The organism is Collinsella sp. AM18-10 (genome assembly GCF_003471585.1).
GTDB lineage: Bacteria > Actinomycetota > Coriobacteriia > Coriobacteriales > Coriobacteriaceae > Collinsella.
Genome location: NZ_QRJO01000003.1, coordinates 143072 through 161391, shown reverse-complemented (window position 1 = coordinate 161391; position 18320 = coordinate 143072). Strand labels below are relative to the sequence as shown.

The 18320-nt window shown below is 60.1% G+C and carries 13 protein-coding genes; 6 read left to right on the top strand and 7 right to left on the bottom strand.

Translation table 11 applies throughout. From position 1 onward, the window contains the following. Positions 1–117 precede the first annotated feature (117 nt). Positions 118–2268 (top strand): class I tRNA ligase family protein, encoded by a 2151-nt coding sequence (locus DW211_RS03715; RefSeq protein ID WP_118259283.1) that lies wholly within the window; start codon positions 118–120, stop codon positions 2266–2268. Between the two features lie 36 nt (positions 2269–2304). Then, positions 2305–3408, top strand: a complete 1104-nt coding sequence (locus DW211_RS03710) for an RsmB/NOP family class I SAM-dependent RNA methyltransferase (protein ID WP_118259281.1) — start codon at positions 2305–2307, stop codon at positions 3406–3408. 24 nt (positions 3409–3432) lie between these two features. On the opposite strand, the gene DW211_RS10115 is transcribed toward DW211_RS03710, so the two are convergent. Further along, positions 3433–3603 carry a hypothetical protein gene (locus DW211_RS10115; RefSeq protein ID WP_158568480.1) on the bottom strand — a complete coding sequence of 57 codons (171 nt, stop codon included), beginning with the start codon at positions 3601–3603 and terminating at the stop codon, positions 3433–3435. Between the two features lie 191 nt (positions 3604–3794). Between DW211_RS10115 and DW211_RS03705 the strand changes: the two genes are divergently transcribed. Beyond that, positions 3795–4886: a hypothetical protein gene (locus DW211_RS03705; RefSeq protein ID WP_118259279.1), complete on the top strand. Its 1092-nt coding sequence runs from the start codon at positions 3795–3797 to the stop codon at positions 4884–4886. Between the two features lie 81 nt (positions 4887–4967). On the opposite strand, the gene DW211_RS03700 is transcribed toward DW211_RS03705, so the two are convergent. Continuing rightward, complete coding sequence (locus DW211_RS03700) at positions 4968–5858, bottom strand: DegV family protein (RefSeq protein WP_118259277.1); 891 nt, start codon at positions 5856–5858, stop codon at positions 4968–4970. Between the two features lie 320 nt (positions 5859–6178). On the opposite strand from DW211_RS03700, the gene DW211_RS03695 reads away from it, so the two are divergent. The 3 genes from DW211_RS03695 (at position 6179) to DW211_RS03685 (ending at position 9195) form a co-directional block, all read left to right on the top strand. Next, positions 6179–8095, top strand: a complete 1917-nt coding sequence (locus DW211_RS03695; RefSeq protein ID WP_118259275.1) for a fructose-1,6-bisphosphatase — start codon at positions 6179–6181, stop codon at positions 8093–8095. A gap of 78 nt (positions 8096–8173) precedes the next feature. Further along, positions 8174–8569 carry a GtrA family protein gene (locus DW211_RS03690; RefSeq protein ID WP_117629590.1) on the top strand — a complete coding sequence of 132 codons (396 nt, stop codon included), beginning with the start codon at positions 8174–8176 and terminating at the stop codon, positions 8567–8569. Between the two features lie 218 nt (positions 8570–8787). Next, positions 8788–9195, top strand: coding sequence for a GtrA family protein (locus tag DW211_RS03685; RefSeq protein WP_022095123.1), 408 nt, complete (start codon positions 8788–8790; stop codon positions 9193–9195). A 160-nt stretch (positions 9196–9355) separates the two neighbouring features. Here DW211_RS03685 and DW211_RS03680 read toward each other — a convergent pair whose 3' ends face one another. From DW211_RS03680 to DW211_RS03660, 5 genes are all read right to left on the bottom strand, one after another. Next, on the bottom strand, positions 9356–10246 hold the full coding sequence (locus DW211_RS03680) for a DUF4430 domain-containing protein (protein WP_233540937.1): 891 nt from the start codon (positions 10244–10246) through the stop codon (positions 9356–9358). Positions 10247–10255: 9 nt separating this feature from the next. Then, positions 10256–14032 carry a DUF4430 domain-containing protein gene (locus DW211_RS03675; protein ID WP_158568479.1) on the bottom strand — a complete coding sequence of 1259 codons (3777 nt, stop codon included), beginning with the start codon at positions 14030–14032 and terminating at the stop codon, positions 10256–10258. 431 nt (positions 14033–14463) lie between these two features. Next, positions 14464–16227 carry an AarF/ABC1/UbiB kinase family protein gene (locus DW211_RS03670; RefSeq protein WP_117655841.1) on the bottom strand — a complete coding sequence of 588 codons (1764 nt, stop codon included), beginning with the start codon at positions 16225–16227 and terminating at the stop codon, positions 14464–14466. Positions 16228–16235: 8 nt separating this feature from the next. Continuing rightward, positions 16236–16652 carry a hypothetical protein gene (locus DW211_RS03665; protein WP_117583986.1) on the bottom strand — a complete coding sequence of 139 codons (417 nt, stop codon included), beginning with the start codon at positions 16650–16652 and terminating at the stop codon, positions 16236–16238. A gap of 99 nt (positions 16653–16751) precedes the next feature. After that, positions 16752–18275: a C69 family dipeptidase gene (locus tag DW211_RS03660; RefSeq protein WP_118259271.1), complete on the bottom strand. Its 1524-nt coding sequence runs from the start codon at positions 18273–18275 to the stop codon at positions 16752–16754. Positions 18276–18320 lie beyond the last annotated feature (45 nt).

Sequence of the window (18320 nt, the reverse complement as noted above, 5' to 3'; positions counted from 1 at the left end):
CGCCCCCGTCACGCACCCGCCCGCATGTGCGATAATGTCGAACGATATGCACGAATTGACCACCGCGTCGCCAGGCCTTGCGCCCGGACGCGCTCTCACCATATGCGAAGGAGTCCCATGGCATCCAAATACTCCATGAACGACCGTCCCAGCTGGCCTCGCCGCGCCATCGTTACCGCCGGCGAGCCCTACGGCAACAAGGGCCTTCACTTTGGCCACGTTGGCGGCGTCTTTGTCCCGGCCGACTTCTTCGCCCGCTTCCTGCGCGACCGTCTGGGCCGCGAGAACGTCATCTTCACCTCGGGCACCGATTGCTACGGCTCGCCCATCATGGAGAGCTACCGCAAGCTCAAGGAGAACGAGGACTACGACAAGTCCATTAGCGAGTACGTCGAGTCCAACCACTCCCGCCAGGCCGCGACCCTCAACAACTACAACATCAGCTGCGATATCTACGGCGGCTCGGGCCTTGAGCCGGCTGCGCAGATTCACAACGAGGTTACCGCCGAGATTATCGAGCGCCTGCACGAGCAGGGCACCATCTCCAAGCGCTCCACGCTGCAGTTCTACGACGCCAAGGCCGGCACATTCCTCAACGGCCGCCAGGTGATTGGCCGCTGCCCCATCCAGGGCTGCAAGTCCGAGAAGGCGTACGCCGACGAGTGCGACTTGGGTCACCAGTTTGAGCCCGAGGAGCTTATCGCACCCAAGAGCCAGCTCACCGGCGAGGTGCCCGAGCTGCGCCCGGTCGACAACCTCTACTTCGACCTGCCGGCCTACCTCGACTTTATGAAGACCTACACCGCCAAGCTCGCCCAGAACCCGCAGGTTCGCTCCGTGGTCTCCAAGACCATGGAGGAGTGGCTGCTGCCGGCTCAGCTCTACATCCAGAATAAGTTCCGCGAGGCCTTCGATGCCGTCGAGGACCAGCTCCCCGAACACACCGTGCTGGAGCCCGAGGGCAACAAGAGCAGCTTTACCGTCACCTTCCCCAGCTGGAAAGAGCGCGACGACGCCCACGCGGTGCTCGCCAACGGCGGCGTGCGCTTCCGCAGCGGCAAGGCGCTCGTGCCCTTCCGCATCACCGGCAACATCGACTGGGGCGTTCCGGTGCCCGAGGTCGACGGCGTGACCGACGTCACCTGCTGGTGCTGGCCCGAGAGCCTGTGGGCGCCCATCAGCTACACCCGCACCGTACTCGCCCGCGACGCCCGTGCCGCCGGCGTGACCGAGGGCGTCGCCGCCCAGGATGCCGCCCTCATGGGCGAGCCCGCCGCCGATTCCACGCAGGTCCCCGCGCCCACCTACCAGCACAGCTCGCTCGACTGGCGCGACTGGTGGTGCTCTGACGACGCGCAGATCTATCAGTTCATCGGTCAGGACAACATCTATTTCTACTGCATCGCGCAAACCGCCATGTGGGAGGCCCTGGGCTGGGACCTTACGCAGAGCACCGTCAGCGCCTGCTATCACCTGCTCTACATGGGCAAAAAGGCGAGCTCGTCCTCGCAGACGCCTCCCCCGCCGGCAGACGACCTGCTCAACCACTACACCTGCGAGCAGATGCGTGCGCATTGGCTGTCGCTCGGCCTGTCCGAGAAGCCGGTGAGCTTTAGTCCCAAGGCATACGACACGCGCGTGACCGGCAAGGACAAGGACGGCAACGAGGTGCGCGCCTGCGACGACAAGCGCGTCATCGATCCGGCCCTTAAGGAGAGCGCCCTTTTGACCGGCGTGTTCAACCGCTTGGCCCGCAGCTGCTTCTACGGCGTCGCCGTCAAGGAGGGCGACGAGAGCCCCTATCGCAACGGCTGCATCCCCGCCGGTGCGGCCTCTGCCGCCGTGGTCGAGGCCGCCGAGCAGGCCGCCCTTGCCTTTGAGCAGGCCATGTACAAGTTCGAGACGCACCGCGCGCTTGCCGTGTGCGACGACTACCTGCGTGCCGCCAACAAGCGCTGGAGCGATGCCTCCAAGGCCGCCAACAAGCTCGAGGGCGAGCCGGCCAATGCCGCGATGACGCAGGCCCTCGTCGACGCCTTTACCGAGCTGCGCGTGGCGACCGTGCTCATGCACGGCATTGTCCCGGCCGGCTGCGAGCTCATCTGCGAGTACTTCGACGTCGATCCGGTCGCCTTCTTTAGCTGGGATAACATCTTTGCCTCCACGGACGAGTTTGTGGAGAGCCTGGGCGAGAAGCCCGGCGAGCACCGCGTGAAGCCGCTGCCCCCGCGCTTCGACTTCTTCAGCAAGCACGAGAGCCAGTACTAAACACTCGACATGTAATGGAATGGGAAGGAAAGACGGATGTCCAAGCCGCGTCGTCGTAAGCAGAAAAAGCAGGTTAAGGCCGAGCTCAAGCTCAGGCAGTTTGCCGCCACCGAGCTTTCCGACCAGCTTGCCGCCCAACCCTCCGCCGCCGACCTGCCGCGCTTTATGGTCGACACGGTCGCCGGCGCCTATGCCCCCACTGATGCTCAGCTCATGATCGAAGGCTTTGGCGCCGCGGCCACACGCCCAGTCACACTACGCGCCAACACGCTCAAGGAGACCGCCGAGGACATCGCCGCCGCACTCGACGAGGCCGGCATCGCGCACCAAACCGTTACCTGGTATCCGGACGCCTTCATCCTGCCCGAGGCCCAGGTGACCGATCTGTGGGACCTCGACATCTACCGCGACGGCAAGATCTACTTGCAAAGCCTGTCGTCCATGATGCCGCCGTTGGTCCTGGGCGCCCAGGCCGGCGAGGACATCCTGGACATGTGCGCAGCCCCCGGTGGCAAGACGACGCAGATCGCCGCCCTCACGCAGGGCCAGGCGCACCTTACCGCCTGCGAGATGAGTATTCCCCGCGCCGAAAAGCTCGAAGCCAACCTCCACCGCCAAGGCGCAAAAAACGTGCCCGTCATGCGTATTGACGCACGCGAGCTCGACGAGTTCTTCCGCTTTGACCGTATCCTGCTCGACGCTCCCTGCACCGGCACGGGCACCGTCATCAGCGGCAACGAGAAGAGCCTGCGTGGCCTGACCGAGCAGCTGCTCAACAAGTGCGCCCGCTCGCAGCGAGCACTTCTGGACCGCGCCATGGGTGCCCTCAAACCGGGCGGCACGCTCGTCTATTCCACTTGTTCGATTATGCCGCAGGAAAACGAGGACGCCTTGCAAGAGGCCCTCGACAAGCACATGGACTGCGAGCTTATCCCCCTCGATGGCACGCCGAGCGAAAGTGAAAAGCGCCGCGCCCAGGAAGCTGGCGAAGAGCCACGCGTCGAGAGCAACGCCCTTACCGTGGCCATCGCCGCCGGCCACGTCTCGTCCGTCACCAACGGTATGCCCGGCACGCTGACCATTCCGCCCAGCCGCGACTTTGAGGGCTTCTACATCGCCTTGATCCGAAAACGCAGCTAGCGCACGGATTCAAAACTCAACAAGCTATCTCTGTGCGCGCTTGTCCTGCTGGTCACGGTGCTGCTTAAGTGCCTCGCGTTCCTTGCGCTCGGCTCTTTTGCCCTTAATGGCCGTGACCACCAAGTAGATGACCGCGGCGGCAACGATTGCGCCCACACACAGGCCAATCGAGACCAACATTGCTGTGAATTCCATTCCGCGTCACCTCTCTTTTAAACGGGACATTCAAGATAGCACCTCAATACCCGCCACCACAGCTCCTTCACGTTCGCCGGCCCTTCGGTCTAACGGATGGCGCGGCGGGGAAAAATCAACTCGTCAAACGATTTAGCAAGCACAACGCTGCCGGCACCCTGCCGACCACCATCGCATAGAATCGAGCGTCCATGGATACCCTCAACGACCTAAACGAGCGCGTCGACGCCTTTGTCGGCACCAGCTCCTTCGACACGCCGGTCACGGCAAACGACCAAGCCCCCATCGATGTTCCCGCCGAGGTTCACGAGGACATCGTCGCGTCGGTCGATTTTTCCGAGGTCGAGCTCGCAGACGAGTTCACCGAGCCCCAGGTAGCCGTGACCCCCAACGGACTGCTCCCCATGGAGCCGCTGCCCATCGACGGGCGTCTGCGAAAGGCGGCCCTCCGAATGCCCGACGAGATCGAGGAAGCCAGCGGCTTTACGCTCTTCGGCCGTCGTATCAAATCGCTCATCTACACCACCGACGTCGCGGTCATCCGCAACTCCAACGCCGATGCCGTCTTTGCCGTTTACCCCTTCACGCCGCAGCCCGCCATTACGCAGGCGCTGCTGACCGTCGCCGAGTGCCCGGTCTTCGTAGGCGTGGGCGGTGGCACCACCACCGGCAAGCGCTCCGTTCAGATGGCAGCCGTCTCCGAGATGCAGGGCGCGGCGGGCTGTGTGGTCAACTCCCCCGCCACCGCCGAGATGGTCGAGCACATCACCAACATCGCCGACATCCCCGTCATCGCCACGGTCGTACGTTGCGACGACGATGCTCACGCAAAGGTGCGCGCCGGCGCCAAGATTCTTAACATCGCCGCTGGCAAAAACACGCCGCAGGTCCTGCGTGAACTGCGCGAGCACTATCCCAACCTGCCGCTCATCGCGCCGGGCGGCAAGACGCCCGAGAGCATCCGCGAGACCATCGCCGCCGGCGCCAACGCCATCATCTGGACGCCGCCTTCGGCCCAGCAGCTGCAGACCGACATGATGCAGCGCTACCGCAAGATGAAGGAAGACGCCACACCTGTCATCTCGCACGACGATGTGCCCATTATCGACCAGGTCGCCGCCGCCGAGGTCAGCCAGGTCGAGAACATGAATCCCGACGTGCCGATTCCCGACGAGGTCATCGAGCGCGTCGCTTCGATCCACGAGCGCGTCGAGGAGCGTCGCGCCAACCGCGGCCTCAAGCCGTCACTGCACGGTTTCTTCTTCCGCGGAAAGAAACGCTAACCCCAACAGCAAGGCCCGCCCCACAAACGTGAGGCGGGCCGTTTTCGTTTGAGCAATCATGCAGCGATGTGATGGGGCAAACTAATCCACGCGCTTGTCGCCCATAAAGAAGAGCGCCACCGTACCAGGTCCGGTATGCGAGCCAATCAGAGTACCGATGTTATTGATCTCAATCTTGCCTTTAAGCTGCGGAATCTGTTCCTCGATCAGTGCCGCAACTGCCTCGGCATCCTCGCGGCACGCCGAGTGCGACATGACGCACTTACCCGAATAATCCGCACCGTCCTGCACGTGTGCCATCATGGTCTTAGCCATCTCGGAAATCGCGCGCTTCTTAGTGCGAATCTTCTCACGTGGCGACAGCTTGCCGTCGCAATCGACCGTCATAAGCGGGCAAATCTTAAGCGCCGTGCCGATGATCGCGCTCGCAGCCGAAATGCGACCGCCGCGCAGGTAGCTCGACAGATCGGTCGAGAAGAACCAGTGGTGCAGGTTGAGCTTGTGCTCCTCGATCCAGGCAGCCGTCTCGTCGAGTGAAGCCCCGCTATCGCGCACGTCGGCGGCACATTCCGCCAGCAGGCCAAAGCCCGAAGACGCCGCCAGCGAATCGATGACGCGCACCTTGCCGCCCTGGGGATAGCGATCCACGAGCATCTGCGCCGCAACGCAAGCCGAGCCATACGTACCCGAAATACCCGACGACAACGTCAGGTGCAGCACGTCTTTACCCTCGACAACAAGCGGCTCCCAAAACTCCTCGTACTCACCCACGCTCACCTGAGACGTCTTAGGCATGGCGCCTGCGGCAATCTGGGCAAAAAACTCGTCCGGCGCAATCGACTGATACAGATCGTCCGTATAGACAACATCGTCGATCTCGTAATGAAAACACACGACAGGGATATTGCGCGACGCAAAGAACTCACGGGTTCGGTCGGCGGCGGATTCACAGGTCAGGACAAAATCACTCATATGAGACTCCTTACTCATTGCTGCGCAAATTATCGCACAGTGAGCCTACATACGGTACATATGTCCACTATTTACCAAATCGAACCAATAATAGCGAACATCTTTACCACCATCGTCTCCACCGACCCCACGCATAAATATCTGAGAAAACACCCTCTGTCGTCTCCACCCAACCGCCATATCTACCTCAACTAAATCGATTTACCAAACCGTTCGGCCAACAATTCGGCCGCCCATACCCAATCGAAACAAAAGCGGCGCATACTGATAAACGTTTGACGCTGTTTATCAGTTTTACCAACCCCATCGGAAGGTGTTTCATGGTCGCATTCGATCGCAATCCGCAAGACTTCAAGTATCTGCGCCTGCTGTCGAGACAATTCCCCACCGAGCAATCCGCGTTTACCGAGATCATCAATCTCTCGGCCATCCTCAACCTGCCCAAGGGCACCGAGCACTTCATGAGCGACCTGCATGGCGAATACGAAGCCTTCATGCACATCCTCAACAACTGCTCGGGCGTCGTGCGCGAGCATGTCGACGAAATCTATGGCGACACGCTCTCCTTCGATGAGAAGGGCGAGCTGTGCACGCTCATCTACTACCCGCGCGAGAAGATCGACCTGGTCCGCAGCCGGCGCGAAGACTCGCCCACCTGGTACAGGACGATGCTTGACCAGCTCATCATGGTCGCCCGCTCGCTTTCGAGCCGCTATACGCGCTCCAAGGTGCGTAAGGCCATCCCGCGCGATTACGCCTACATCATCGACGAGCTGCTGCACACGCATCCGGACGAGAACAACTATCGCGTGCGCTATCACGAGCGCATCGTGGAGTCCATTCTGGAGACCGCCAGCGCCGACGACTTTATCGAGTCGCTTGCCTCGCTCATCAAGCGCCTGGCCGTCGACCACCTGCACCTGGTGGGCGACATCTTCGACCGCGGCGGCGGCGCGGCCAAGATTATGGACCGCCTGCTCACCTACCATTCGCTCGACATCCAGTGGGGCAACCACGACCTGCTGTGGATGGGCGCTGCGGCCGGTGAGCCCGCCTGCATCGCCACGGTGCTGCGCAACAACCTACGCTACGACAACTACGAGATCCTGGAGAACGACTACGGCATCTCGCTGCGTGAGCTTGTCGCCTTTGCCGATGCCACCTACACCGCCGGTGAGTCCATCACCCCGCTGATCAAGGCCATCAACGTGCTGCTCTTTAAGCTCGAGGGTCAGATTATCCAGCGCCACCCCGAGTTCGACATGACCGACCGCCTGCTACTCGACAAGATCGACCACGACGCCGGCACGGTCACGCTCGCCGACGGCAGCGTGTGGCCGCTCACGACCAACGACTTCCCCACCGTCGACCCGACGGACCCCTATACGCTCACGTCTCAGGAGCAGCACATCATCGACAAGCTCGTGTCCGAGTTTATCACCGCCGATCACCTGCATCGCCATATCGATTTCCTCTATTCCCACGGCTCGATGTACAAGGTCGCCAACGGCAACCTGCTGTTCCATGGCTGCGTGCCACTCAACGAAGACGGCACCTTTAGCAGCATGAAATGCCTGGGCACCTGGCACGCTGGCCGCGATTATCTCGATTTTTGCGACCACATCGCCCGCCGCGCCTGGCGCGTGGGCGACCGCGACGCTCTCGACTGGATGTGGTACCTGTGGATTGGCTTTAACTCACCCGCCAGCGGACGCCTGGTGCGCACCTTTGAGCGCGCCTATATCGCCGATAAGAGCACCTGGGTCGAGCCGATGGACCCGTACTTTACGCTTACCAAGTCGCCCTCGGTCTGCGACGACATCATGCACGAGTTTGGTGTCGCGCCCATGGCATGTTCACCGACCGGCCACATCATCAACGGCCACACGCCCGTTAAAACCACCAAGGGCGAGCAGCCCATCCGCGCCGAGGGCAAGCTGCTGGTCATCGATGGCGGCTTCTGCCGCGCTTACCATCCCAAGACGGGTATCGCCGGCTATACGCTCATCTCGAGCTCGCGCGGCTGCCGCCTCAAGTCGCACCGGGCCTTTACGACGGTTGCCGAGGCACTCACACGCAACGTGGACATCGAGAGCGAGACCAATCGTTTTGACCAAGCAGACCGTCGCCGCATGGTGAGCGACACCGATTCCGGTGTCAAGATCCGCAGCCAGATCCAGGACCTGCGCCAGCTGCTCGATGCATATAGAAACGGTGCTATCGAGGAGCGCGCCTAGCTCCACCCGTGGGGATTGGCTAAACTTGCTGAGTTTGTCATCCCCGCGGCGCTTCGGCGCCAGCTTAAGGCAGGTACCATGCAAAAGCTCCTTGCGCAGATCATGAAATTTGGCGTCGTCGGTGTCATTGCCACGGTCATCGACTTTGGCATTATGAATCTGCTCCACTACGGTCTGGGCCTTAACATCCTAATCGCCAACACCAGCGGCTTTATCATCTCACTCATCTTTAACTACCTCGCAAGCATGAAATACGTGTTTGCGCACAAGGAAGGCATAAGCCGCCGCCGCGAGTTCATTATCTTTGTCGTGCTGTCCGTGATCGGCCTGGCACTCAACGACGGTATCGTGTTGACACTCAACGCCGGCCTGGGACTCGAGGCCAATATCGCCAAGATCTGCGCCACCGCGCTTGTCATGGTCTACAACTTTGTGACCCGAAAGATCTTCCTGGAAGGCGACGAGACCAAGTAACTCGCAACCTTACAGCTTTACGATGCCCACGGATGACGCGCGTCGAGCGCTGTGTTGTTCGTGGGCTTTGCTCGTTTACGGGCAAATTTTCAACGTTTGCGGATTAGCTCTTGAAAATTTGGCGAGTTCGTATAGTTCTTGGCAAAGACCTTACGTTTCCCTTGCAAAAGCTCTAAAGTATCCTCTGCTCGATTCATCAACGCATTGGATGTGATTACGTGCGCAAGGCACTGGCACAACCTCATACTAAGCAGTTCCTCAAGTTCGCTGTCGTAGGTCTTATCTCCTTTGGCATCGACTGGGGTATGCTCATTGCGCTTGTCGAGCTGTTCCACCTCGACTTTTTGATGAGCACCACGGTCTCGTTCATCACGTCCGTCGTGGTTAACTACTGGCTCAGCATGAAGTACGTGTTCGACCATCGCGAGGGCATGAGCCGCAAGCGCGAGTTCACGATCTTCACCATCCTGTCGGTGATCGGCCTGGGCCTCAACGACCTGTACATGTTTGTGGGCGTCACGTTTTTGAGCATCGGCTACCAGGCCATGAAAGCGATCGCTACGTTCCTCGTCACCTGGTACAACTACTTCAGCCGCCGCTTCTTCCTCGAGGGCGCACGGTCGTAGTCGATTCACTATTTGCTTGAATGTATAACCGGTTGGAATTCCCGTTCCAACCGGTTTTTTGTTTGCCGAGAGACCCGGTGACCCAGTCCAATTCGCATGAAAAACGGGCGGCCCCGGATGTTTGTCCGAACCGCCCGTCTGGCGCGCTATGTCGAGGCTTCTAGCCTGTTACGTAATACCAGACCACGTTGTCGCCATTGGAGAGAACGTAGTTACTGCAGGCCGTCATGGGCGTTGCGCCGTTGACGGAGTACATCCAGCCGCTCGTGCCGCCGTACTGTTTCTCGGCCAAACCACCAATCGCAGAAACATACGTGCCGTACGATGAGCCGTGTGCGTTGACAGAAAGGCCCAGCGCGCACAGGGCATCGTAAACGGTAGCGCCTTCGTTAAAGGTAAAAGTGCCGCCAGAAGACACAGGATTGCCCACGGCGCTCGATGTGACCGAAACCGTCACCGTTACGTAGTTGGACTCCTGCGAGCCGCCCTGGCCGCCCGAGGGAGCGCTTCCGCCATTAGAGCTGGAGGCTCCATCAGACGACTGACCGCCGCCCGAAGAAGCACCGCCAGACACATTGGAAGTATCGCCGGCTCCCGTATTCTGGGCAGCGGATTTATCTCCAGACTTCTTGCCGTCCTGACTATCGAACTTCTTGCCATCCGCGCTTTTATCCGATTCCTTGTTTGAAGACTCGGAATCGTCCTTGGACTTGGACCCATCTTTTGCGTCATTCGATGACTTGGAATCCTTGGAACTGGCCTCGCCCGAAGTCGTAGTCGATTCAGACCCCTTGGCGTCCTTCGCGACGACGCTCTCCCCCGTCACGGTCTGAATGATCCAATCAACGGACCAGGCGCCGCTCTCGGAAGGATGGACGAAGCCCAGCGATATGACAATCAGCGCAACGCACGCGGCAATCAGAACGCCAAGAAGCGCCTTCCGTCGAGGGGCGGACGCCGCCGAAGCGGCGCCCTGTTGCTTTGCATCGTCGAACTGAATGAACGAGGAATTTGGTTGCTTGGGTTCAGCGTCCTTGGATTTATTGGACACAGCCCTCACCTACCGACGTTTGGTGAACACGAACACGCCGACGATGGCGAGACCGATGACGCCGGCGGCAACGCCAACAATGGCGAGCGGGTTGGTGCCAATCTCCTGCTCGGAAGCACTAGAGGACTTCTTAGCAGTGGTCGTGGAAGCAGCACCCGTATCGGACTTGGAATCGGACTTCTTGTCGGACTTGCCGTCCTTCTTGTCAGGCTTCTTCTCGTCCTTCTTATCGGACTTATCGGAGTCCTTCTTGTCGGACTTGTTGTCCTTGGTCTCGGTCTTGGTCGACACCGTCGTCTTGGTCACCGGCTTCTGACCCGGGGCGACAGCGCCGCCAGCCTGCTGGCCCTTCGTGCCGGAGCCGGAGCCCGTGCCCGTGCCAGCACCGGAACCGTTGCCAGCGCCACCGTTGCCACCATTAGTGCCAGAACCGCCATTGCCGCCAGGGTTAACAGCATTCTTGGTCCACTTGGCATACAGCGTCAGATCGGCCGTCACCGGCGTACTGAAGTCATACGCCTGCGTGCAAGCCTCATCGGTGAACCAACCGCCGAAAGTGTAGCCATCGCGCGTCGGATCGGCCGGCTTGACCAGCTTGCCGTCGGCCGTAGCAACAAACTTAGTGTCGCAAGCAGACCCGCCGTTGGAATTAAAGGCAACCGTCCAAGACTCAACAGCCCCGAGCTTGAACAGCGTACCCGAATCATTGATGTAGTACAGGTTGCCAGATGCATCGGCAATGACCGGAGAGTCACAGTACTGGTAATGGCCAGCCGCATCATAAATCTGCGTCGCCTCTGCGTCGCCAAGCGTATAGCGATACACGCCACCACCAGCAGAGTAGTTGACGTAATCCTTGCTATCCGCGCTGTTAACGGTGAAGTACACATAGGTCTTGCCGCCCTGAACACTCACCAGCGGAGTAGCAGCAATACCGTTGAGACCAGCCGGCAGCGCCTTGCCGTCGGCAGCAGCGACCATCGTGGTCTTGCCCGTCTTCAGGTTATAGAGAACCAGAGCAGAGCCAGTAGCCGTCTGTCCGCCGACAATCAAGTTTTCACCAGCCACCGCCGGAGCGCTCATGTTATTCGTAAGGCCCAGATCAACCGTCTTCTGTTCACTCAACACGCCCTTCGCCGAAAGCGAAATCACATGGAGCTTTCCGTCGTGCGTCATCTGATAGAAGGTCGAACCATTGGACGGATCGGCAATGCAATCGGCATTTGCGAGAGCGCCGAGCTTCATGGTCGAAACGACATCGCCCGTCGTCTTATCAATGCACTTAAGCGTACCCGCGCTCGTAGGAACGATGGCATACTTATCCGTCAAAGCCGCACCAGTCCAGTAATAGCCCTCGGCAGGGTCGATGTTCTGCCAAGAAACTTCGCCCGTGGCAATCTTAATGCGCGCAAAGGAGCCGTTGCCGTAGGTCGCGTTGTAATTCTCGTCATACGAAATATCGACCGAGCCTACATAGACGTACTCGCCGTCCGAAACGACGGTGCAGGAGCTCTGCGTCAAGTCCGTCAAACCAGGCGTCAGCCACTTGCAGATCAGCTTGTCTGCAGTAATCGCCTGGACCGCACCGCCGTTGAGCGGAACGATGATAAGGCCATTGGTATAGATCGGACGAGAGGTATAGCTCACCTTGGAGGCAAGCGGCGCAGAGGCAACCTTTTTGCCCGTGGACGAATCGATCTTAATGAGCTCGTTCTCGGTCGCGATGTACACAAAACCGTTAGCAATGACAGGCTCGCTGCAGTTGGCATACTGCTGACCAGACTCGGCCTTCCAATCGAAGGCCCACTTAAGACCGGCGGCCTGCGCAGGCGTCTTGGCGTCCGTAACGGACGTACCGTTGCCGCTGTTACCGTAGCCGGCCCACTCGGCATCCCAATCAGGAGTCGTCGCACTCGGGTCCACGACAATCTTGTCGGGATCGGGCATGGGCGAATCGTCGGTGGTATAGGCAAGCGTGACCTTATCGCCGCTCTTGAGCGTAATCTGGTTGGCGCAGAGTAAGGAGGGCTCTCCATTGATATACAGGTGCCAAGATTTATTGGTCGCAGCATCCCAGGCATACGGCTTGTGATCGAACGGCGAGTTGATGGAATTGAGGGACCAGTACTCACCACTCTGGGAGCCGTTGTACGTAACGCCCTTGGCCTTCAGGACCGTCTCAATAAGGTTCTGGGCAGTAGAGCCTTCGGGCAAAGAAACACTGCTTGCCGAGCCCCAGCAAGTATTGTTGCCGTTGACATCGGGACCGATAACATCGACAGACCCAAGAACCTGACCAGGAAGGGCATCGCTGTCGCCAGCATACATAAAGGTGACGGCGTCACCATCTTGGAGTTCGTAGTTGCCGGCACCGACCGTGGCGGACTTGCCATTTACATAGAATTGCCAATAACTGCGGGTCGCAGGATCAGACTTATAGGTCTTACCGTCAAGCGGCGATTTAATGCCGCTGAGGTACCAGCCCCAAGACTCTTCACTAGTAACGAGATCAAGACCAGTCTGCTCCAACAGGTCCTTGGCAGTAGAGCCCGCCTTGAGACTCGTCTGGCCCGTCGAGGCCCACACCTGCTGCTTGCCGTCCTTGTCCTTGCCAAGCACCTGAACGGAAGCATGGACGGAATCAGAGGGCAACTGGTCGCCCCAGCCACCGTAGAACCACGTAACGGTATCGCCGGCATGAATGGTGACATTGTCCGCCGTGCGGTCGCTCGACTTGCCGTTGATGAACAGCTGCCAAGAGGTCGAATAATCGAGCGGCGTACCCAGCTCAACGCCATTGTACTTAAGGCTCAGAATGAAGGAGCCCGCAACAACGGCGTCAATATCATTCGCCTCGAGCGCGACCTTCGTAAGGTCAAGTGCGTTCGAGCCGGACGTCACCACATACTGCGCGTTATCGACCCAAGTCTGAGTCTTGCCCTGGGCATCGCGACCAATGACGGTCACATTTGCGGCAACCTGGTCCTTAACGACAGGGGACGAGCTACCAGCCGTATAGGCAAACTCAATCTTCTGCCCCTGGGTGAGCTTGACGCCGCTCGCACCAACCGAGGAAGACGCGCCGTCGACAAACAGCTGCCAGTAGGCATAAGTCGCCGGATCGAAGGCAAGCGTGCGGCCATCGCTCGGGGACGTGATGCTTTCGAGGTAGAAACCGTATGCCGTGTTCGGATCGTATTTCGCCTTAAAGCCCGTCTTCTCCTGCAGCTTAACGAAGGCGTCCGCAGCCGTCGAGCCCTCGTCGAGCTTAAGCTGCGTAGGTGCCACCCAGGTCTGAGCCTTGCCGTCGGCATCGGTGCCGATAATCGAGAACGAGACCTCGACTTGCTTCTTGGCGACATCGCCAGTTTCTGTCGGGTTCTCCGTCTGAACGGCAGCCGCGGCGGCAGATCCTGCTTGGCCAGCGGATGCCGTCGAAGACTGCTCGCTCGTAGCAGGGCTCTCCCCCGTCGCCGAGCCTTCGTCGCCAGTTGCTGCCTCTGTTATGGCTGCACTAGCTGCAGGCGCGTCCTCGGAATCCGAAACCTCGGCGCCGCTCTGCTCAGCGGCACCGCCCGCAAGCGCTGCGTCCTCGCCCGACGTCGCAGCCTGAGCCACAGCCTCGGCAATGCCCTCGGCGCCCTCGGCCCACAACTGAGCCGGCGTGGTGCCAAAGGCCATCGCGAAGGTCAGGAATGCCACCAGGCCGCGCTTGGCTACACCGCGTGCAATCGCGCCACGGCGATGCAACGAGGCGCGCTCGCGCTCGTCCTCAAACATATCCATTTGTCCCCCATTGTCTGTACTTGGAGCGTTGCCTTGAGGCTGCCCCACGTCATCGCGCATGTTGCGCTCGAGTTCCCCCATTGGGATCTCTCTTCCCTCCAGAGCCCTATGCACACCGGCAGCATACGCCGCAGCCGCATGCAAGATGGGAGGCGATCCGACTTAACCTTAACGACTCGGGCACGTCGTCCGATCTGCGACGCGAACATCCCGAGCCAAGAGGAATTACGGTTACTGGTACAGCCGGGGACTTGCACCCCAATTCTCCCAAACGCGCAGGTAAACCGCGCATTCATGCGTCTCCGCACCACCATCTAGGCCATCGATTATTACCGTCAGTATGGTATCACGCAAAAGGGCCTCGCACGCAGGCGAAGCCCAAGGTAAAAGCTATTGTTTGCGATAGGAGAATGCGGTGACGGCCGCAGCCTCTAGTGCTTGCCGCCGTGGCTGTTGAGCCAGATATTGCGACCCAGCATAAGCGCCAGCACCAGCGCGCTCACGTAGCCAAAGAAGCCGATGACCGGAATGCCGAGGACAACCGGCTCGATGCGCGCGTAGTACACCACCGACGAACCGATAAACAGACCGGCGATCACAATTGCCATCGACATGCGGTCGATAATTCCACCCAGCTGTCGCAGCGCCTTATCGCTGCTCATGATCTGCGTGTTCACCTTAAGCTGGCCGCGCGTGAGCATGCGCGAAGCCAGGCCAAGATACTCGGCCGCCTCGAGCGAGCCTTTTGCCGCGCGATAGCTGCTCGCGGCAAGATCGCGTCCCATGTCGCGCACGCGCGCATAAGTGCTTTTTTCGTTTTTGATATGCGTCTGAATGATCTGGATCATGTTGACGTTGGGCATGTACTCGGTCAACAGGCCCTCGAGCGTCACCATGCCGCGGGCGAACATCGTTACCACGCTCGGCAGCTCAACGTCGTTTTTGCGCGCCAGGTTTAACAGCGAGGTCAAAAACTCGCCGATATCCAGATCCTTCAGGTCAAGGCCCGCAAAGTCAGCCACGATAAAGTCCAAATCGGACAAAAAGGCCGAATGATCGAGCTCAGCCGAGTCGCCACGCGTCACGGCGAAGCGCATGAGCGAATCCTTGAGCTTGGGCACGTCACCCTCGGCCACGGCGAAAATCATGTCCTTGACGATACCGCGATCGTGACTCGACATGCGTCCGACCATGCCCAAGTCGATAAAGTAAACGATGCCGTCCTTGAGAATAATGTTTCCCGCATGCGGGTCGGCATGGAAAAAGCCGTCATCGAGCACCTGCGTCGAGTAATCCTCGACGATTGCGGCACCGATCTTTTCCAAGTCATAGCCCTCGGCCACCAAGCGTTCAGGATCGGCGATCGAAATGCCGTCGACGTAGTCCATAACCACCACGTGCTCGGTGCACAGGTCCAGATAGGATTTAGGACACGTCACGCCATGAACGCTCTTATGGAACTCGTAGAAGTCGTTGAGGTTTTTGGCCTCGGCCAAAAAGTTGGTCTCCTCGCGAAACGAGGTCCACAACTCCTCGACTACGCCGTGCAGGTCAACAAATTGATCGGTGTTGACGAACTTGGAAACGATACGCACCACCGAGCGGATGATATCGATGTCCTGTGCCATAACCTGCTGCGCACCGGGGCGCTGCACCTTGACGGCCACGTCCTCGCCCGTCACCAGACGAGCGCGGTGCACCTGCGCGAGCGATGCGCTACCAAGCGGATTGGGGTCGATCGCATCGAACATCTCCCCCAGGCGCAGGCCGTATTCTTCTTCCAGACAACTGAGTACGACCTCGTACGGCACCGGCTCCACGTCGGAGCGCAGACGACGCAGCTCGTCGCAAAAGCGTTGCGGCAGAATCTCGGACCGGTTGGCCAGAATCTGCCCCATCTTGACGAACATGGGGCCGAGTTCCTCGAGCAGGCGGCGCAAACGAACCGGCGTGAGGTTATCCCACACACGGTACTTTTTGACCAGGCGAACAATCTGCCCGATGCGTTCGCGACGACCCGCCGGCGTGAGCTGGTATTCCTCGTCCGGCGCCATCGCGTCGGGCTCCTCTGGCACCATATCGACAGCGCGCGGCTTCTTGCGAGCGCCCGAGACGGCGGCGTCGACCTCATCGACAACCGCCGCCTCGTCACCCAAGGGATCTAGATTGTTGTAATCGGTGGTGGAATCTGCCATCTGCGCTGCTACTCGGCCTCTTCGGTATCCTTCGCATCGTCGGGCTCAACGGACTCGACGGGCACCGAGGTCACGTTGTCCTCGACCGAATCGACGATGTCGCGCACATGGGCCAGGAAGGCCGTGCGCTCGGGAGCGGTCATAACGCGGACGCGGGCAAGGATGAGCTCGTCGAGCACGCGCTGGGCCGCGGTCTCGCCCTGCATGCCCAAGCGCTCGGTCAGATCGGAGATGGTGCCACCGGCCTGCTCGAACATGTCGGACACACTGCGGGCGATATCGGGGGTGGCGGTGTCCTTGCGCACCTGTTCGCCCTTGGTATTAAGGTCGTCGAGGACCTTCTTGCCGCCTTCGACGGCAACGGCGGCAGCGCCAAAGCCAACGTTAATAGCGCCGTTAACAAGCTGATCGAGTTTCATAACCATGGTTGTCTCCAATCACAAACAACTGCATTGGCGTTCTTGTACCCAAGATTGAGCGAAAGCGACAAAGCGTTTTAGCGCTATACGATCGACGGGAAATCCCTACCTCACGTTGTCGTTCATCGCGAAAGAGTTCTTCATGGCGCAGCTCGTGGTGTAGAGCACCTTGCCCAACAGGGCATCGGTTTCTACACGAACACGCTCGGCAAACTCCTCGTTGGCGCGGGCGAGCTCGGCAGGCACCTCGGCCTCGGGCAGGGTAGCTACGGCGGCGTCGACGTCATGAATCTGCTTGTGGCCCATGCCACCGACCTTCTCCTGATAGTCCTCCACGGCGCGGCCGCACTCATGGAAGCGAACGTCAGCCAGCGCGCCGATCAGGCGGTTGGCCCAGTAGAAGTTTTCGGACGTCACGCGAGCCTGCGTGTCGGCATAGTACTCGGGCATGGTCTCGACGTTGGCGTACAGCGGAATCAGCGCGTTAAACGAGTTGGAACCAAAGGCCATCCACTGCACGGCGCGATAGGCCGGCTGCGCATAGGGGCGCAGCTGCAACACGGCGAGCTGGCTGTTGCGGTTGATGCCGATGGGGCGATAAGCGCCACGCGTGGCGGGCGTGCCCTTGCTGCCGTAGCAGTCGTACTCCGTGCCCTGGTAGTGGCTCGAGAGTACGTACTTGATGTCCTCGATGGTCACCTTACGCTCGGGCACGCGGCTCCAGGGGATGTCATCGCTCTCGGGCGTGTAGTCGGCGTCGGGGCCGTCCCACACATCGCTGGGGTTAAGGCAGCGCTGCATGTACCACGCGCGCGGCGTGTTGTAGACATGGTCGCTGTCGCTGTGCGAGCCAAAGGCCTCGCGCGGGTTAAAGATCGCAGCCGGGCCGTCGCCATCGACGCCCAGCGTCAGGTCCAGATGCCACTCGGCCATCCAGGCACGCAGGTCGGCGGAGCACATGTGGTCGGCCTGGGCGCCCTCGGCGTCATCCAGGTCAAAGCTGTCGATACCCAGCTGGTTGGGCATGGTCACATAGGCGTCATCGGGCACGCGCTTGGCGATCCAGTGGTGGCCGCCGATGGTCTCGAGCCACCAGATCTCGTCCACGTCGCTAAAGGCGATGCCGTTGTTCTCGTAGGTGCCATAACGCTCGAGCAGGTCACCCAGAATGCGTACGCCGTCGCGGGCGGATTTGGCATATGGCAGCACCAGGGTCACCATGTCCTCCTCGCCCAGGCCACCGGGCTGTGCCGGAACGTATCCGTCCTCGCCCTCGTTGCCCTTGGCGGGCACGTAGTCCACGAGCGGGTCGGCGCCGCGAACGCGCTCGTTGGTGGTGAGCGTCTCGGTTGCGGACATGCCCACATTGAGCTCGTTGAAGCCCGCCTCGGCCCAAATGCCGTGACCGGGAATAACATCGGGGACGCTCGTGTAGCGCATGGGATTATCGGGCAGTTCAACGGTCAGGTGACTCAGGACGCTCGTGTAGACGCGCGGCTGCTCGTCGGGATGCACCACGCGCATACGCTTGGGCTCAAACACCCCGTTGGACGAGTCCTCGTTGCGGGCAACCAACGTCGACCCGTCGTAGCTCGCGTTCTTACCAACCAAAATCGTTGTGCACGGCATGCGCATCCTCCTTGAGCGAAGAAATCAAACGGCAACAGTGTATCG

Bases quoted from the DNA above. Each gene is read 5' to 3' on its own strand.
- DW211_RS03715 (WP_118259283.1), top strand. From the start codon at position 118: ATGGCATCCAAATACTCCATGAACGACCGTCCCAGCTGGCCTCGCCGC.
- DW211_RS03710 (WP_118259281.1), top strand. From the start codon at position 2,305: ATGTCCAAGCCGCGTCGTCGTAAGCAGAAAAAGCAGGTTAAGGCCGAG.
- DW211_RS10115 (WP_158568480.1), bottom strand. From the start codon at position 3,603: ATGGAATTCACAGCAATGTTGGTCTCGATTGGCCTGTGTGTGGGCGCA.
- DW211_RS03705 (WP_118259279.1), top strand. From the start codon at position 3,795: ATGGATACCCTCAACGACCTAAACGAGCGCGTCGACGCCTTTGTCGGC.
- DW211_RS03700 (WP_118259277.1), bottom strand. From the start codon at position 5,858: ATGAGTGATTTTGTCCTGACCTGTGAATCCGCCGCCGACCGAACCCGT.
- DW211_RS03695 (WP_118259275.1), top strand. From the start codon at position 6,179: ATGGTCGCATTCGATCGCAATCCGCAAGACTTCAAGTATCTGCGCCTG.
- DW211_RS03690 (WP_117629590.1), top strand. From the start codon at position 8,174: ATGCAAAAGCTCCTTGCGCAGATCATGAAATTTGGCGTCGTCGGTGTC.
- DW211_RS03675 (WP_158568479.1), bottom strand. From the start codon at position 14,032: ATGGATATGTTTGAGGACGAGCGCGAGCGCGCCTCGTTGCATCGCCGT.
- DW211_RS03670 (WP_117655841.1), bottom strand. From the start codon at position 16,227: ATGGCAGATTCCACCACCGATTACAACAATCTAGATCCCTTGGGTGAC.
- DW211_RS03665 (WP_117583986.1), bottom strand. From the start codon at position 16,652: ATGGTTATGAAACTCGATCAGCTTGTTAACGGCGCTATTAACGTTGGC.
- DW211_RS03660 (WP_118259271.1), bottom strand. From the start codon at position 18,275: ATGCCGTGCACAACGATTTTGGTTGGTAAGAACGCGAGCTACGACGGG.